The organism is Microbulbifer sp. YPW16 (assembly GCF_021290385.1).
Classification (GTDB): Bacteria; Pseudomonadota; Gammaproteobacteria; order Pseudomonadales; family Cellvibrionaceae; genus Microbulbifer; species Microbulbifer zhoushanensis.
The window spans coordinates 2,984,935-3,001,296 of sequence record NZ_CP089928.1 but is presented as its reverse complement, the minus strand read 5'-3'; the positions used below and the strand labels follow the sequence as shown (position 1 = coordinate 3,001,296).

Genomic DNA, 16,362 nt, shown 5'->3' with positions numbered 1-16,362 from the left:
ACCAGAGATGGCAGCCTCAGTATCCGTTGCTCCACCCACTACAAGCTCAAGGCTAGCGGCATCCAGTTCTTTCATAACTCTATTTCCTTATCTCAATGAAGATTTGGCTAACTGCCAATCAGTTCTATCTGCCTCCCTGCAGATTCGACCGTCTCCGGCCTATGAGCCACCAATACCCGGGTAATAGCGAGCTGCTTGATATGGTCGTTGACCAAAGATTCATTCGCCACATCCAGGTGACTGGTCGCTTCATCCATGAAAAGTATGCGAGGCGCACGATAGAGCGCACGCGCCAACACAATTCTTTGCTTCTGCCCGCCACTGAGGCTCGTTCCCATATCGCCCACCAGCGTGTTGTACTGCATCGGCATTTCGAGAATTTCCTCGTGTATACAAGCCATTTGAGCACAGTACGCAATGCGCTGCAGATTCGGCTGTGGCTCAAAGCAGGCAATGTTATCGGCTATGTTTCCGGCGAGCAGCTGGTCGTCCTGCATAACACCGGCGATCTGGCAGCGAAAATTAGGCACCTGCTTCAGTGGCTGACCGTCAATCAGTATTTCGCCTTCGTTCGGCTCTAGCAGTCCCATCAGACATTTAAGGAGCGTTGTCTTGCCACAGCCGCTGGGACCAACAATGGCAACAGTTTCCCCTGCTTCGATGGAAAAGTTCAGATTCTGGAAGGCGGGTGCTTCCGCCTCACCGTAGCGAAAGCCCAGATTGCGTACTTCGATAGTGCCGCCAAGGGTCTGCTTAGATTCACCGCCCCCTATCGCCAGGGTATTTACCGAGTCGATTTCTTCGATGTGCGTAAAAATAATATCGGACAGACGGTCCAGGTGCAGACCGAGCATCTTGATTTCGATCCATTTAACGATCAGCGCATCCATAGACTCTACAAATCGGGTCTTATAGCTGATAAAGGCGTAAAGCATCCCTACCGTGAAAAGATTTCCCATCACCGCAGTGGCGGCAAAATAGATGACCAGCAGATTTTCCAGACCAAAAAGGAGTCGATTGATGGTGTCATAGCCGATATTCCAGCGCGTGATGCGGATATCCTTGTTGATGGTATCCGCCAGGCGATTTTGCCACTGCGCCTGGCGGTCATTCTCGCGCTGGAATATCTTCACAGTCTGGATGGCGCGCACGGACTCCATAAAATGCGAATCGTGTTTCGCCTGGGCCACGATCTTTTCTTCGGTAAGCAGCCTCAACGGCCGGAAAAGTAGTAGGCGCAGCACTGCATACAGCATCACTATCAGCAGGACTAACAGTGTTAGCTCTACGTCGTAGAAGAACATGACAGTTAGCGTGATAAGGGCCATAACCCCGTCCACCAACGCCGCGACCAGCCCTGTGGTCAACAGTTCCCGAACCTGGCTAAGGGAGCCGAAGCGCGACACCACATCCCCCATATGCCGAGTTGAGAAATAGCTCATTGGCAGCCGGATCAGGTGACGAAAGAGATTGGCGGCCATCTGCATATTGAGCCGGCTGGAAATATACAGTATCACCCATTGGCGTAGAGCGCTGGTGCCGGTCTGTATCAACAGCAACAAACCGAAGCCTATGGCCAGTACCAGCAACAGGTTTTCGTCACCGCGCAGAATGACATCATCCACCACCGTCTGCACATAGAAAGGGGCGACTACGGCGAAAATCTGCAACAACAGGGACAGCAGCAATACCTGTACCAGGCTGCGCTTGAGCCCCGTGACACGCGACCAGAAATGACGAAGCTTCAGGTGCTTGCGATCTTCACCCGCCTGGAATTCTTGTGTGGGCGTGAGCTCCAGGGCAACACCGGTAAAGTGCTGACCGAACTCTTCACGGGTCAGCACCCGTTCGCCCATCGCAGGGTCGTGAATAGTCACCTTGCTGCGCTGCACCGACTTCAATACCACGAAATGGTTCATATCCCAGTGCAGCACACAGGGAAGTTGAAGCTCTCCCAGCTGCTCCAGCTCCAGGCGCAGCGCGCGGCCTGCCAGATTCAGGCGGCCGGCCATGTCCATCAGGGTTTTGAGGTTGGTACCGTGATTCGAAATACTGAAACGCCTACGTAGCGCTGTCAGGTCCGTATCGTAGCCATGGAAGCCGGCAATCATCGCCAGGCATACCAGACCGCACTCCGCGGCCTCTGTCTGCTGTATTGCCGGCAGGCGTCGACCGGTAGCAAAATGCAGTAGTTGCTCCGGGCGCGGCTGGCGTGCTCCTTGCTGGGCAGTCGCGTCCATTACAGCCGTCCCTTCAGGCTATAGATGGGTTCCAGCAGCCACTGCAGAAGACTGCGTTCGGCGAGCTGCACATCGGCGGATAGAGTCATACCCGGCTTGAGCGGGAAATTCTCGCCATAAGCGCGGACCGATGGCTGAGACAGCTGCGCGGAAACCTTGAACACAGGCTCACGTACCGATACAGGCGTGTTGAGCAGCTCATCTGGGAGCATGACCGTATCGGAGACTTCCAGCACGCTGCCGCTATAGAGCCCGAATTTCTGGAAAGGAAAGGCGTCGTAACGAATATTCAAGGATTGACCCGCATCGAGAAAACCAGCGGAGCGGACTGGCACCAGCAACTGCGCTGTCAAAGCTTGTCCGTCGGGCACCAGGGACAGGACTGGGACTCCTGTTTGCGCCTGTTGCCCCTCTTCAGCCTGTAAATTACTGACTACGCCCGCCCGGGAAGCCTTGACGATGTAGGCGCGTTGTCCATGCAATTGGGCAACCCGCTGCGCCAGATCCGAAAGCCTCGCGCGCAACTGGTCGGCGACATCGGCATGCTCTTCTGGCAGCAACACCATTTTGCTTTTTAATTGTTGGATCTGGCTTTGCAGCTTGACTCGGTTGCGCTCCAGGCTCTGGCGCTCGGCGCGCATTTCCAGTTCCTGCGCCAACACACTTTCCAGCTCTGCAGAGGAAACATGGCCTTTATCGTTGAGAATCCGGTAACGCTCCGCCTGCTCCGAAATTAGTGTGTAGCGACGAGTGTGCGTCACAATTTGCTTTTCCAGCAACGACAGATCCTGTCTCGTCGCAGCAGTCTGTTGCTGTATGTCTTGTAGTTGTTGCCGGTAGATCTTCTCGCTGCGCGCCAACTGCTCATTAAGCAGTTGGCGCTGACTTTTATACTCTGCCAACAGTAGAGATTCCAGGTGCTTGCCATTGTCTAGGATGCGATCGCCATTGACCACGATTAACGGCTGGCCTTCGACAACACTTTCCCCTTCCTCTACCAATACCTGCTTTATGATGCCCGGGCTATCCGTATAGACACGCACCACGCCCGACGCTGGCTCAAGCCAACCCTGCACCGTTTCCTGCCGCGCGTAATTACTGCTGCAAAGCCATGCGACAACTGCAATCACCCAAATCAATAACAGAGCCAGAATAGCCAAATGGGAAAGGCGAGGCAGTAACAGGATCTCCCCGTGCAGGCGATCCGCTTGTCGCTGCAATACCTGGTTACGGAACAACCCTGACACCGCCGACATTCCCCTCTTGAATAAGAAAACAGGGACGGTGTTTTACATGCCATATTGGTAAAATTCAAAACTGTCTCATTACATTTAATTACAAGCCTTGAATAAACATTCAGCTATTGAAAAAAAATGAAAATATTTCTGACAGCTATTAGAAAATTATGCACTAAAATTCTTCATTCGCCCCAAATGCTCGTCAAATCAAGAATCATATGGAGAGTTTAATTTTTTTATTCAATTTTACTTGAGAATATAATTTCAAATGTAGACGAAGAAACTCTGTTATTGGGTTTTTATTTTTGTCTATAAGGAGTGGCCCGGGATATGCGACTGCTTATTGCCGGCGATGTCATGACCGGACGGGGTATCGACCAGATACTCCCGAGCCCCTGCAATCCGAGAATCTACGAGTCCTGGCTGAAATCTGCCTATGACTATGTAGCCCTCGCCGAGCAGCGCAATGGCCCCATTCCCCTGCCCGTCTCACCGGACTACATCTGGGGTGATGCCCTTACAGTCATGCAGGCCCGTCGTCCAGACTTACGGGTCATTAACCTGGAAACGGCTGTCACCACCAGTGACGACTGCTGGCCGGGCAAGGGTATCCACTACCGTATGCACCCGGCCAACCTGCAATGCCTTACGGTGGCGGAAGTCGACATCTGTAGCCTCGCCAATAACCATGTCCTGGACTGGGGTTATGCAGGACTGGAAGAGACACTGGCGCGTCTTCGCGAAGTGGAAATCAAAACAGTCGGTGCAGGCAACCTGATACAGGATGCCTGCAGGCCGGCTGTCATGGAAGCTGGCACGCAAAGGTTGCTGGTACTTGCCTGTGGTCATGGCAGTAGTGGCATTCCCCCGGTCTGGGCGGCCACGCCGGACACGGCCGGAGTGTGCCGTGCAGACAACCTGTCAGCGGAGATGGCCGACAATATTGTTAGTCGCATCAACGCCATCCGCAGCCCCGGAGACGTCACCATGGTGTCAGTACACTGGGGCGGCAACTGGGGATACGCCGTACCCGCCGAGCAACAACAATTTGCCCACCGGTTGATAGAAGGCGGCATCGACCTGGTGTGCGGTCACTCCTCCCATCACCCGAAGGCAATCGAAGTCTACCGCGACAGGCCGATCCTGTACGGCTGCGGTGACCTGATTAACGACTACGAAGGTATCGGTGGCCAGGAAGAGTTCCGGCCGGACTTGCGGGTGCTGTACTGCGTGGAGCTGAATGAAGATGGAGCATTGCAGTCGCTGGAGCTGATCCCACTCCAGTCGCGGCGGTTGCGACTGGAGCAGGCGCCGGAGATGGACCGGGAGTGGCTCAGGAAGAAACTGGACCGCGAGTGCCGCCGCTTTGGTGGGCAACTCCGCCCGGGGGCGGCCGATACCAGCTTCTTCCTGGAGTGGTAGCGGCAACAGTCATCACTTGTCCAGGCGTGGGCATCCCTTTCCGGCAGGGTCAGCCCTGGTAGCCCTGAGGATTCTGCGACTGCCAGCGCCAGGTGTCTTCCACCATGCGCGGCAGGTCATATTCCGCTTTCCATCCCAGCTCTCGCTCCGCCGTTGTCGGGTCGGCGTAGCATTCGGCGATATCGCCGGGGCGGCGCGGCACCACCTTGAAAGGAATGGCACGACCGGAGGCCTCTTCAAAAGCTTTTACAATTTCCAGCACGGAACTGCCTCGACCGGTCCCCAGGTTGTAGGTGTAACATCCGCTGTCGGTGTCCCCACGGCCCAACTTCTCCAGGGCTGCCACATGGCCGCGAGCCAGGTCCACCACGTGGATATAGTCGCGTACGCCAGTGCCATCCACAGTCGGGTAATCGTTGCCGAACACCTGCAGCTCGGGCAGGCGCCCCACGGCCACCTGGGCAACATATGGCAGCAGGTTGTTGGGAATACCCTGGGGATCTTCACCGATAGTGCCACTCTCGTGGGCGCCGATGGGATTGAAATAGCGCAACAGGCTGACCTTCCAGCCCGCATCAGGGGCCGCGCACAGGTCACGCATAATGTCTTCCACCATCAACTTACTGGCACCGTAGGGATTGGTGGCGCCGGTGGGGAAATCCTCGCGGATCGGTACGCTGGCCGGATCCCCGTAGACCGTTGCGGAGGAACTGAAGATCAGCTGCCTGACGCCAAACTCCTCCATGACCCGGCATAAGGCCAGGGTCCCCGCCACATTATTCTCGTAATAACGCAGGGGCTGTGCCACCGACTCGCCAACGGCTTTCAGGCCGGCAAAATGAATCACCGCATCTATCTGGTATTGGGAAAATATTTCCCGCAGCACCTGCTCATCGGCGATGTCCCCACGATGGAAACTGACCGGCTGGCCGGTAATGGCCTCGACCCGGTGCAGGGCGGCCTCGCTGCTGTTGCACAGGTTGTCCAGCACCACCGGCTGCCAGCCAGCGCTGATCAGTTCCACGCAGGTATGGGTGCCAATGTAGCCGGCCCCGCCGGTCACAAGTATTGCCATGGGTCTGGCCCTTCATTTTTTAGTTCTCGGGAATGGGGCGTAAGTAGAGCGCAAAACTGCCGCCCTTTTCAACCTGTATTGAGGTCTCTCCGGCGTCTCCCTTTAAGGGAGAGCTATGCTGGAAAAGCGAGAGCAAAAAGTAATTTTCCTCGCCCGGCGCGTCCCGGCAGCGCCGCCCGGTCATCGAGGGACCGGAAATAAAGATAGATTTTGGTTTAAGCGCAGCAGCGCGATTCAGCACCAGTGTCGCCCCCAGGGCGCCACCATCTCGCCGACAGTCCATGGCCTGGTCACCCCCGGCGCAGTATCCCGCGAGCCTGAGCCCCGACTGGAACACGAAGGTCGCCCGACACGCTACAGGGAGTTGTCAATGAATACGATTTTCAATCACTACCAGGAAAGGTACGAGTCCATCCAGGAAGAGGAGCTCAGCATCCAGGACTACCTGGAGCTGTGCAAGGCGGACCCCAGCGCCTACGCCTCTCCGGCGGAACGCATGCTGATGGCGATCGGCGAGGCAGAATTGATTGACACCTCCCACGATCCACGCCTGTCGCGTATCTTTTCCAACAAAGTGATCAAGCGTTACGCTGCCTTCAGCGAGTTCTACGGCATGGAGGAAGCGATCGAGCAGATCGTTTCCTTCTTCCGCCACGCAGCCCAGGGCCTTGAGGAGAAAAAGCAGATCCTCTACCTGCTGGGTCCGGTGGGTGGCGGCAAGTCCTCCCTGGCGGAGCGGCTCAAGGCGCTGATGGAGAAGATCCCCATTTACGCCATCAAGGGCTCACCAGTGTTTGAATCGCCCCTCAGCCTGTTCTCTCCAGAAGAGGACGGGCAGATTCTCGAGGAGGATTACGGCATTCCCCGCCGCTACGTGAATACCATCATGTCTCCCTGGGCCATGAAGCGACTGCATGAGTACCAGGGCGATATCAGCAAGTTCCGGGTGGTGAAAGTCCGCCCGTCCATTCTCGACCAGGTGGCAATTTCCAAGACCGAGCCCGGCGACGAGAACAACCAGGACATTTCCTCGCTGGTGGGCAAGGTGGATATCCGCAAGCTTGAGGACTTTCCCCAGAATGACCCCGATGCTTACAGCTTCTCGGGCAGCCTGTGCCGCGCCAACCAGGGCCTGATGGAGTTTGTGGAGATGTTCAAGGCGCCGATCAAGGTGCTCCACCCACTGCTGACTGCAACCCAGGAAGGCAACTACAACAGCACCGAGGGCCTGGGCTCCATCCCATTCAATGGCATTATTCTCGCCCACTCCAACGAGTCCGAGTGGCAGTCCTTCCGCAACAACCGCAACAACGAGGCGTTCCTCGATCGCATCTATATCGTCAAGGTTCCCTACTGCGTGCGGGTGCTGGAAGAAATCAAGATCTACCAGAAGTTGCTGGAAAACAGCTCCCTGAACAGGGCCCCCTGTGCGCCCGACACCCTGCGCATGCTGGCGCAATTCTCCGTGTTATCCCGGATCAAGGCGCCGGAGAATTCGAGTATCTATTCCAAGATGCGAATCTATGATGGTGAGAACCTCAAGGACACCGACCCCAAGGCCAAAACCATCCAGGAATACCGTGACAATGCCGGTGTAGATGAGGGCATGAACGGCCTCTCTACCCGCTTCGCGTTCAAGATCCTTTCCAAGGTATTCAACTTTGACGCCACCGAAGTGGCCGCCAACCCGGTACACCTCCTCTACGTGCTGGAGCAGCAGATCGAGCAGGAGCAGTTCCCGCCGGAATACCAGGAGAAGTACCTGGGCTTTATCAAGGAATACCTGGCACCGCGCTATGTGGAGTTTATCGGCAAGGAAATCCAGACCGCCTACCTGGAGTCCTACGCCGAATATGGCCAGAACCTGTTTGATCGCTACGTCACCTACGCCGATTTCTGGATCCAGGACCAGGAGTACCGCGACCCGGAGACCGGCGAGATTCTCGACCGCGGCGCCCTGAACGAGGAACTGGAGAAGACCGAGAAGCCCGCCGGCATCTCCAACCCGAAAGACTTCCGCAACGAGATCGTCAACTTCGTGCTGCGCGCCCGCGCCAACAACCAGGGCAAAAACCCGGACTGGCGCTCCTATGAAAAGCTGCGCGCAGTGATCGAGAAGAAAATGTTCTCCAATACCGAGGACCTGCTCCCGGTTATCTCCTTCAACACCAAGGCTTCAGCGGACGACAAGAAGAAGCACGCCGACTTTGTCGATCGCATGGTGGAACGGGGTTATACCGAGAAACAGGTTCGACTGTTATCGGAGTGGTACCTGCGGGTACGCAAATCGCAGTAACCGGCTGTAGGGGTTTATGAGCTACATCATCGACCGTCGGCTCAACGGTAAAAACAAGAGCACGGTGAACCGGCAGCGTTTCCTGCAGCGCTATAAAGCGCATATCAAGAAGGCTGTAGGCGAGGCGATGAACAGTCGCTCGATCACCGATATGGAGAAGGGCGAGCGTATCAGTATTCCCACCCGGGATATCAGCGAGCCCATCTTCTCCCACGGCGCCGGCGGTCATGTAGACAGGGTACTGCCGGGCAACAAGCAGTTTTCCACCGGCGACCGGATTCCCCGTCAGGGGCAGCAGTCCGGCTCCGGCGGCGGTGGCGGCAGTGCCAGCGACAGCGGCGAGGGCATGGACGAGTTTGTGTTCCAGATCTCGCAGGAGGAATTTCTCGACTTTATGTTCGAGGGCCTGCAGCTGCCGAACATGGTCAAGCGCCGACTCGCCGGCAATGAATCCTTTCAGGTGGTGCGTGCCGGTATCAGCAACGAGGGTACGCCCGGCCGCCTGAACGTAGTGCGGTCCCTCCGCGCGGCTCACGCCCGCCGGATTGCACTTACCAGCAGCAAGCGCCGCAATATCCGCCTGCTGGAGGAGGAGCTCGAGCAGGAAGAGAACAAGGATCCCGCACTGCGGGACCAGCGCCGCGTGGACCTGCTGCAGGGCCAGATCGCCGACCTGCGTGGACGCGTGAAACGGGTTCCCTTCCTCGACGATTTCGACCTGAAATACAACCTGCTGGTGAAGCAGCCCCGGCCCCGCTCCCGTGCCGTGATGTTCTGCCTGATGGATGTGTCCGGCTCCATGAACCAGGCCACCAAGGACATGGCCAAGCGTTTCTTCCTTCTTTTGTACCTGTTCCTGCAACGCAGCTACGAATACACCGAGGTGGTATTTATCCGCCACCACACCAGCGCCAAGGAAGTGGACGAGGAGGAATTCTTCTATTCACGGGAAACCGGCGGCACCATCGTCTCCAGCGCCCTCAAGCTGATGCGCACGGTGATGCGCGAGCGGTATCCGGCCAGCGAGTGGAACATCTACGGTGCCCAGGCCTCCGATGGCGATAACTGGAACGACGACTCCAGCACCTGCCACAAGATCCTGATCGACGACATCATGCCCCACGTGCAGTACTACTCCTATGTGGAGATTACGCCCCGGGACCACCAGGCACTCTGGGAGGAGTACGAAAGTGTCCGGACGCTGTTTCCCGAGCACTTCGCCATGGAGCAGATCGTCGATGTACAGGATATCTACCCGGTCTTCCGCCAGTTGTTCAGCCAGAAGGTGAGCGCGTAATGTTCGATCAAGCCAGCTCTTCGCCGGATGCGCATGCCGAGGGCCCCATATCCACTACATCCGAGTGGACCTTCGAGCTGATCCGGGAATACGACCGCGCCATAGCCGAGCTTGCCGAGGAGTTTGGCCTCGACACTTACCCCAACCAGATCGAGGTAATCAGCTCCGAGCAAATGATGGACGCCTACTCCTCGGTGGGTATGCCGGTGGGCTACAACCACTGGTCGTTCGGCAAGCAATTCATCAGTGTGGAGAATAACTACCAGCGCGGACTGATGGGCCTGGCATACGAGATTGTGATCAACTCCAATCCCTGTATTGCCTACCTGATGGAAGAGAACACCATGACCATGCAGGCGCTGGTGATTGCGCATGCCTGCTACGGCCACAACTCATTTTTCAAGGGAAACTACCTGTTCCGCTCCTGGACCGATGCCAGCAGCATCATCGACTACCTGATCTTTGCCAAGAACTATATCCGCGAGTGTGAGCAGCGCCACGGCCAGGCCGAGGTGGAAGCCGTGCTGGATTCCTGCCACGCACTGATGAACTACGGCGTCGACCGCTACAAGCGGCCCTACCCAATTTCCGCGGTCGAGGAGGAGCGACGCCAGAAAGAGCGCGAGGAATACCGCCAGCGCCAGCTGAACGACCTGTGGCGGACCATCCCCAAAATGGGAGAGGACGATGAGGGCAACAGCCCACACCGCTTCCCCGAAGAGCCGCAGGAGAACATCCTCTACTTTATCGAGAAGAACGCCCCCCTGCTGGAAAACTGGCAGCGGGAGCTGGTGCGGATCGTGCGCAAGCTGGCGCAGTATTTCTACCCGCAGCGCCAGACGCAGGTAATGAACGAGGGCTGGGCGAGCTTCTGGCACTACACGCTGCTAACCGAGCTGTACAAGCGCGGGCGTGTGACCGAGGGATTCATGATCGAATTCCTGCAGAGCCACACCAATGTCATCTACCAGCCGGCGTTCGACAGCCCGTATTACAACGGCATTAACCCCTACACCCTGGGCTTCAGTATTTTCAGCGACCTGCGTCGTATCTGCGAGGCGCCGACGCAAGAGGATCGGGAGTGGTTCCCGGACATCGCCGGCAGCAACTGGAAGGAGACCCTGCAATTTGCCATGCGCGATTTCAAGGATGAGAGTTTCATCCTGCAGTTCCTGTCGCCCAAGGTAATGCGGGATATGAAACTGTTTTGTATCAGTGATGACGACCGCGAAAATGAAATTGTGGTCAACGCCATTCACGACGAGGACGGCTACCGCCAGTTGCGAGCTAACCTGGCGGGACAGTACAACCTGGGCAACCGCGAGCCCAATATACAGGTGTTCTCGGTGGCCAACCGCGGCGACCGCTCACTGACGCTCCACCACACCCAGCATCGCCGCCGCCCCCTGGGCAAGGACACCAAGGAAGTGCTGCGGCATATCCACCGGCTCTGGGGGTTCGATGTGCACCTGAACAGCCTGCACGGTGATGAGATCACCGCAAGCTTTCATTGCCCGGACCAGGGGCGCGACCGGACAGAACGGGAAGAGGAGTCCATGCTGGTTCCCAAGCCCATCTGAGCCGGGCGCTTCACATTTCCAGCAGCAGCTTCGCCTTGGCCACCAGTTCGGCGCGATCCCCCGGCCCCTGGATTACGGCGTCTGCCCCCGCATCCAGCCAGCGCTGCGAGTCGCTTTCGGACGCTTCGGTCACGACCAGTACCCGCACATTCGCAAACTCATTGCGCGAACGCAGGTGATCGATGATACCGAAGGCGTTGTTGTGCTCGAGGCTGACATCGATAACCAGCAGGGCCGGCTTGGCCGCCGCCAGCATGGTGCCCGCCACAAAACTGTTGCCGGCCACATCCACCTCGCAGCCCCCCTGCTGCAACGCCTGGCGACCCGCAGCAATCAGCTCCTGGCTCTGCGCCATAATCAGGACCTTGCGGCTGGCCGCGGCCAGTTCTGCCGGGACCGGCATGGCGTTGTCGCGCAGGAAGCCAACAAAGTCTTCCACACAGATCCGGTGGTCGCCCCGCCCCGGCAGCTTGTAGGCCTTCAACTGGCCCCGCTCGATCCAGCGGATCACCGTACGGAAATTAACCCCACAATAACGCGCCGCTTCCCCGGTGGTGAGCACATGCAGTTCGTTCATCGTTCTTATTTCCCCCAACATCTGCGGTTACTTACAGGCCATGTCGAAATCTGCGCCACCGTACGGGGCCAACACCCCCCGCCGACGCGCATTTATGCTGTGATATCGACCTACCCTTATAAAATATGCTGCTTGCTTTGGCAAAATCAGCCGTTAGCTCGGCCTCATAGTGTATTAACGAACGTAATCCCAAGTCCCTCAATAAAATCTCGAAATGAATTGTTGACAGGTAAGACAGGTTTAATAGAATTGTCATCATCTGGCAGTCAGGTCTTTACTGCCACCCGAGTCGCCCGGCGACTCCGCCCGTCCCCGGGCACAGTCTTTTTCGGCCCCCGGGCCGACGCGTATACCCTAAGACCCTGGGCCCCCTTGTTTTTTCGGGGCCTTTTTTTTATCTTCCAGAAGCTCAATCCCCTCCTCTTTGAACGCTCTCCACGGCGCCGGACGCAAGGAATTACAGTGGTACAGAGCCGAGACCGGCACAGCAGTATTCCCCCCGCGAGGCCCCCGCGATGAAAATCTACCTGGTGGGCGGCGCAGTCCGCGACAGGCTCCTCGAGCGCCCGGTGCACGAGCGGGACTGGGTGGTCGTGGGTGCAACCGAAGACGATATGCGCGCGCAGGGCTTCACCCCTGTAGGCCGCGACTTCCCCGTATTCCTGCACCCGGATACCAGCGAGGAGTACGCCCTGGCCCGCACCGAGCGCAAGAGCGGCCACGGTTACGGTGGTTTCACCGTTCACGCCGACCCCGACGTCACCCTGGAGCAGGACCTGCTGCGCCGCGACCTCACCATCAACGCCATGGCCGAGGATGACAGCGGCGAGCTGATCGACCCCTATAACGGTCGCGCCGACCTTGAAGCCCGGTTGCTGCGCCACGTATCCCCCGCTTTCGCCGAGGACCCCCTGCGCATACTGCGGGTGGCCCGTTTTGCCGCCCGCTACCACCACCTGGGCTTCCAGATTGCCGACGACACCATGGGCCTGATGCGCCAGATGGTTGAGGCCGGTGAGGTCGAGCACCTGGTGGCCGAGCGGGTATGGAAGGAAATCAGCCGGGCAATCACCGAGCCGGACCCGGATGTGTTTATCCGCGTGCTGCGGGAATGCGGCGCACTGAAGATACTGCTGCCGGAAGTTGACCGCCTGTTCGGCGTGCCGCAGCCGCCCAGGCATCATCCGGAGGTGGATACCGGCGAGCATGTGCTGCTCGCCCTGCGTATCGCACCGCCCCGCCTGGAGGTGCGCTTCGCAGTGTTAATGCATGACCTGGGCAAGGGCATCACCCCCGAAGAGGTCCTGCCCAGCCACCGCGGCCACGAAAAGGCCGGCCTGCCGCTGGTGCGCGACGTATGCAAGCGCTGGCGGGTGCCGAAACAACTGACCGCACTCGCTGCCGGCGTCTGCGAATATCACCTGCACTGCCACCGCGCCTTCGAGCTGCGCCCCCAGACGCTGATGAAAATGCTGCGCGCCCTGGATGCCCTGCGACGCCCGGAGCGTTTCGAGGATTTCCTGCTGGCCTGCGAGGCCGACGCCCGTGGGCGCGCGGGCTTGGCAGATCGCGACTACCCCCAGCCGGACTTCCTGCGCAGGGTGCGCGCCGCCGCCGAGGCCGTCTCGGTACAACCACTGATCGAGCAGGGCTACGAGGGTGCGGAACTGGGCCAGGCACTGGACCGGGCCCGGATCGACGCCATTGCGCAGGTCATGAAAGAGAAAGAACAGGAACAGAAGGACGCAGATGCGTAACGCCCTCGTCACCGGCGCCGCCGCCCGCCTGGGTCGCGCCATCGCCCGCGAACTCCACCGCGACCACCGGGTGGTGATCCACTACCGCAGTTCCGGCACCCGGGCCCGGGCCCTGGCCGAAGAGCTGAACGGTATCCGTGCGGACTCCGCCGTTGCCATCCAGAGCCCGCTTGCCAGCCAGGCGGACTGCGAGGCCCTGGCAGCGGCGGCAACGGCGCAGTGGGGCGGCATCGATGCGCTGGTGAACAACGCCTCGGCCTTCCATCCCACCCCCATCGGCGAGGCCGACGAGTCCGTCTGGGATGAACTGATGGGCAGCAACCTGAAAGCGCCCTTTTTCCTCAGCCAGGCGCTGGCACCCAGCCTTTCCCGCGATAACGGCTGCATCGTCAATATGGCCGATATCCACGCCGAGCGGCCCATGCCGCAGCACACCATCTACTGCGCCGCCAAGGCGGGGCTGGTAATGGTCACCAAGAGCCTGGCGCTGGAGCTGGCACCACAGGTACGGGTCAATGCCGTGGCGCCCGGGGCCATCCTCTGGCCGGAGAGCGAGGACGAGGCCGTGGACAGCGAAACCCAGGCCGGCATCCTCCAGCGTATCCCCATGGGGCGCACCGGCCGCGAGGCGGATATCGCCCGTACCGTGCGCTTCCTGGTCAGTGGCCAGGATTACATCACCGGCCAGGTACTGGCCGTGGATGGCGGGCGCAGCCTGAATATCTGATCCACCCCGGGCGCGGCCCGACCTGCGCGGCCCGAACTACGCGGCCCGACCATATTTCACTGCAATTTCACCGGGAAGTTGCCACAATGCCTTTCCACGTCGGTAATCGGAAAGCCCCCGGTGAACAGCCTCAAGATACTCCTGGTCGAAGACAACCCCACCCTCGCCCGCCAGACCGGCGAATTCCTCGAGGGGCATGGCTGGCAGGTGGATTTTGCCGATAACGGGCGGCTGGGCCTGAAGCTGGCCCTGGAACAGGTTTACGACCTGGTCCTGCTGGACCTCAACCTGCCGGACATGGACGGCGTGGAGCTGTGCCGCCAGTTCCGCCAGCGCGCCACGGTCACGACCCCGGTATTGATGCTCACTGCCCGCGACGCCTTCGACGATAAGGCCCTGGGTTTCCATTCCGGTGCCGACGACTACCTGTGCAAACCCTTCGACCCGCGCGAGCTGGCACTGCGGTGCGGCGCCCTGGCAAGACGGCGGGAGCTACATCGCAATGACGAAATCCGGATCGGCGCTTTACAAGTCCGCGGGCGCGGGCGTGAGGCGGAACGCGATGGCGAGCCCCTCAGGCTCACCGCCATCACCTTCAATATCCTCTGGGAACTGGCCTGTGCCTATCCCGAGCCGCTGACCCGCGCTGAGCTCTGCCACCGCATCTGGGGCGACAACCCGCCGGACAGCGACGCGCTGAAATCCCATATCTACAGCCTGCGCCGCCAGCTGGACCGGCCATTCGCAAGCCCCATGCTGCGCACCATCAGCAATATCGGCTACCGGCTGGAGCTGCCAGATGAAGGCTGAGCAGCCGCAGCGGAGCCTGCAACGCCGGGTATTTACGATATTCGGCAGCTTCACCCTGGTGCTCTGCCTGGTTTATAGCGGCATCGGGATCATGGCGGCTTACATCATCGAGGACCAGCTGCTCGATAACCTGATATCGGACGAAGCCCGGTATATCGAGCGACAGTTCCATACCCACGGCAAGCTGCCGACACCACGACTGCCCAATTTTTCCCTGTACGCTTCCGCCGGCGATGCCCCGAGCAACTTCCGGGTCGCCCTGGCAGGCGGCCGGAAAAGCGCCGAGCTGTTTGTTACCGGGGAACAGCATTACCACCTGCGGCGCCTGGAACTCGACGGTGGGCCGGTACTCGCTGCGGACGTGGGCAACCTGCTGACAGTATCGCGCCAGTCCGGCCGTCTCGTATGGCTGTTACTGGCTGCGCTGCTCGCTACCACTGCCCTGGCCCTGTGGCTGGCACACCGGCTGGCCGCCGGTACCATCCGCCCCCTGCTGGGCCTCGCCCGGGAAGTGCAGCAGCAACACAATGACCGTCAGCCAGTCGCCCTTTCCGCCACCGAAAACCAGGACGAGATCGGCTTCCTGGCGCGAACGCTGGAGCGCAGCCTCAACGAGCTGCAGCAGGCCCAACAGCGGGAAGCGGAATTTACCCGCGATGTCAGCCATGAACTGCGCACCGGCCTCGCCATAGCCACCAACACCATCGCACTGTCCCGGCAGCGGGAATTGCAGGACAGCGAGAAACACGAACTCTGGTCGACGCTGACGGCAATGGAAAAGACCGTCAGCACACTGCTGGCACTGGCGCGCGCCGAATCAATCGAGCGCTCCACTTTTGACCTGCGCCCCCTCCTGGAAGAGAGGCTGCTGGCCCGGCGCGAGATCGCAGCGGGAGAGAATTTCCAATTGGATCTCGCGCTGCCGGACAAGCTGCCGGTCAATGGCAACCCCCGCCTTACCGTACTGCTGCTGGATATCCTCCTGGACAATGCCATTCGGCATGCCGCCGGGCCCGCCCTGCAGATTCATGCGAGCGGCAGTGGGCTGAGCTTCACCAACCCGGTCAGGGAAAACACCGATACCGAAAACCTCTTCCTCGCCGGCACCCGCAGGCCGGGCAGTGACGGTCTCGGCCAGGGACTGTACCTGGCAAGCCGGATCCTCAATGCGCAGGGGTGGGGCTATGGGGCCAACTGCGAGAAACAGCTGTTCTCAATCTCCATCTATCCGGCCTGACATCCCGCCTGGCCCGCGCCCGTTCCTCCACGATATTTCCCGAGGAATTTCACCAGCGCTTCACGCGCACTGCGCCACGATGCTCCTGAAACAGCAAGGAGAATCA

Annotated in this window: 12 protein-coding genes; 8 read left to right on the top strand and 4 right to left on the bottom strand. The window is 59.3% G+C overall.

Going from position 1 to position 16,362, the window contains the following annotated elements:
- Nucleotides 1-107: 107 nt before the first annotated feature.
- Together LVE68_RS12930 and LVE68_RS12925 are read right to left on the bottom strand one after the other, a co-directional pair.
- A complete protein-coding gene (locus tag LVE68_RS12930) occupies nt 108-2,240 on the bottom strand; it encodes a peptidase domain-containing ABC transporter (protein WP_232940817.1) in 2,133 nt (710 codons plus the stop codon).
- On the bottom strand, nt 2,240-3,487 hold the full coding sequence (locus LVE68_RS12925; RefSeq protein ID WP_233006717.1) for an HlyD family secretion protein: 1,248 nt from the start codon (nt 3,485-3,487) through the stop codon (nt 2,240-2,242). The genes LVE68_RS12930 and LVE68_RS12925 overlap by 1 nt, the downstream gene beginning before the upstream one ends.
- A 321-nt stretch (nt 3,488-3,808) precedes the next feature.
- Here LVE68_RS12925 and LVE68_RS12920 point away from each other — a divergent pair, with 321 nt between their 5' ends.
- Complete coding sequence (locus LVE68_RS12920; protein WP_232940816.1) at nt 3,809-4,900, top strand: CapA family protein; 1,092 nt, start codon at nt 3,809-3,811, stop codon at nt 4,898-4,900.
- A 49-nt stretch (nt 4,901-4,949) separates the two neighbouring features.
- Here LVE68_RS12920 and galE read toward each other — a convergent pair whose 3' ends face one another.
- Entirely contained in the window at nt 4,950-5,975 is a 1,026-nt protein-coding gene (gene galE, locus LVE68_RS12915) for a UDP-glucose 4-epimerase GalE (protein ID WP_232940815.1), read from the bottom strand.
- Between the two features lie 370 nt (nt 5,976-6,345).
- On the opposite strand from galE, the gene LVE68_RS12910 reads away from it, so the two are divergent.
- Genes LVE68_RS12910 through LVE68_RS12900 form a run of 3 tightly spaced genes read left to right on the top strand, consistent with a single transcriptional unit; the run spans nt 6,346 to nt 11,148 of the window.
- Nucleotides 6,346-8,271, top strand: a complete 1,926-nt coding sequence (locus tag LVE68_RS12910) for a PrkA family serine protein kinase (RefSeq protein WP_232940814.1) — start codon at nt 6,346-6,348, stop codon at nt 8,269-8,271.
- A 16-nt stretch (nt 8,272-8,287) separates the two neighbouring features.
- Nucleotides 8,288-9,568, top strand: a complete 1,281-nt coding sequence (locus LVE68_RS12905) for a YeaH/YhbH family protein (protein WP_232940813.1) — start codon at nt 8,288-8,290, stop codon at nt 9,566-9,568.
- Nucleotides 9,568-11,148: a SpoVR family protein gene (locus LVE68_RS12900; protein ID WP_232940812.1), complete on the top strand. Its 1,581-nt coding sequence runs from the start codon at nt 9,568-9,570 to the stop codon at nt 11,146-11,148. Before LVE68_RS12905 ends, LVE68_RS12900 begins: the two co-directional genes overlap by 1 nt.
- Before the next feature lie 10 nt (nt 11,149-11,158).
- Here LVE68_RS12900 and LVE68_RS12895 read toward each other — a convergent pair whose 3' ends face one another.
- Complete coding sequence (locus LVE68_RS12895; RefSeq protein ID WP_232940811.1) at nt 11,159-11,725, bottom strand: response regulator; 567 nt, start codon at nt 11,723-11,725, stop codon at nt 11,159-11,161.
- A 515-nt stretch (nt 11,726-12,240) separates the two neighbouring features.
- Here LVE68_RS12895 and LVE68_RS12890 point away from each other — a divergent pair.
- From LVE68_RS12890 to LVE68_RS12875, 4 genes are all read left to right on the top strand, one after another.
- A complete protein-coding gene (locus tag LVE68_RS12890) occupies nt 12,241-13,482 on the top strand; it encodes a multifunctional CCA addition/repair protein (protein ID WP_232940810.1) in 1,242 nt (413 codons plus the stop codon).
- Nucleotides 13,475-14,209: a pteridine reductase gene (locus LVE68_RS12885; RefSeq protein ID WP_232940809.1), complete on the top strand. Its 735-nt coding sequence runs from the start codon at nt 13,475-13,477 to the stop codon at nt 14,207-14,209. Before LVE68_RS12890 ends, LVE68_RS12885 begins: the two co-directional genes overlap by 8 nt.
- A gap of 120 nt (nt 14,210-14,329) precedes the next feature.
- Nucleotides 14,330-15,019 carry a response regulator transcription factor gene (locus tag LVE68_RS12880; RefSeq protein WP_232940808.1) on the top strand — a complete coding sequence of 230 codons (690 nt, stop codon included), beginning with the start codon at nt 14,330-14,332 and terminating at the stop codon, nt 15,017-15,019.
- Entirely contained in the window at nt 15,009-16,256 is a 1,248-nt protein-coding gene (locus LVE68_RS12875) for a HAMP domain-containing sensor histidine kinase (RefSeq protein WP_232940807.1), read from the top strand. The genes LVE68_RS12880 and LVE68_RS12875 overlap by 11 nt, the downstream gene beginning before the upstream one ends.
- Nucleotides 16,257-16,362: the final 106 nt, after the last annotated feature.

Bases quoted from the DNA above. Each gene is read 5' to 3' on its own strand.
- LVE68_RS12930 (WP_232940817.1), bottom strand. From the start codon at position 2,240: ATGGACGCGACTGCCCAGCAAGGAGCACGCCAGCCGCGCCCGGAGCAA.
- LVE68_RS12920 (WP_232940816.1), top strand. From the start codon at position 3,809: ATGCGACTGCTTATTGCCGGCGATGTCATGACCGGACGGGGTATCGAC.
- galE (WP_232940815.1), bottom strand. From the start codon at position 5,975: ATGGCAATACTTGTGACCGGCGGGGCCGGCTACATTGGCACCCATACC.
- LVE68_RS12910 (WP_232940814.1), top strand. From the start codon at position 6,346: ATGAATACGATTTTCAATCACTACCAGGAAAGGTACGAGTCCATCCAG.
- LVE68_RS12905 (WP_232940813.1), top strand. From the start codon at position 8,288: ATGAGCTACATCATCGACCGTCGGCTCAACGGTAAAAACAAGAGCACG.
- LVE68_RS12900 (WP_232940812.1), top strand. From the start codon at position 9,568: ATGTTCGATCAAGCCAGCTCTTCGCCGGATGCGCATGCCGAGGGCCCC.
- LVE68_RS12895 (WP_232940811.1), bottom strand. From the start codon at position 11,725: ATGAACGAACTGCATGTGCTCACCACCGGGGAAGCGGCGCGTTATTGT.
- LVE68_RS12890 (WP_232940810.1), top strand. From the start codon at position 12,241: ATGAAAATCTACCTGGTGGGCGGCGCAGTCCGCGACAGGCTCCTCGAG.
- LVE68_RS12885 (WP_232940809.1), top strand. From the start codon at position 13,475: ATGCGTAACGCCCTCGTCACCGGCGCCGCCGCCCGCCTGGGTCGCGCC.
- LVE68_RS12875 (WP_232940807.1), top strand. From the start codon at position 15,009: ATGAAGGCTGAGCAGCCGCAGCGGAGCCTGCAACGCCGGGTATTTACG.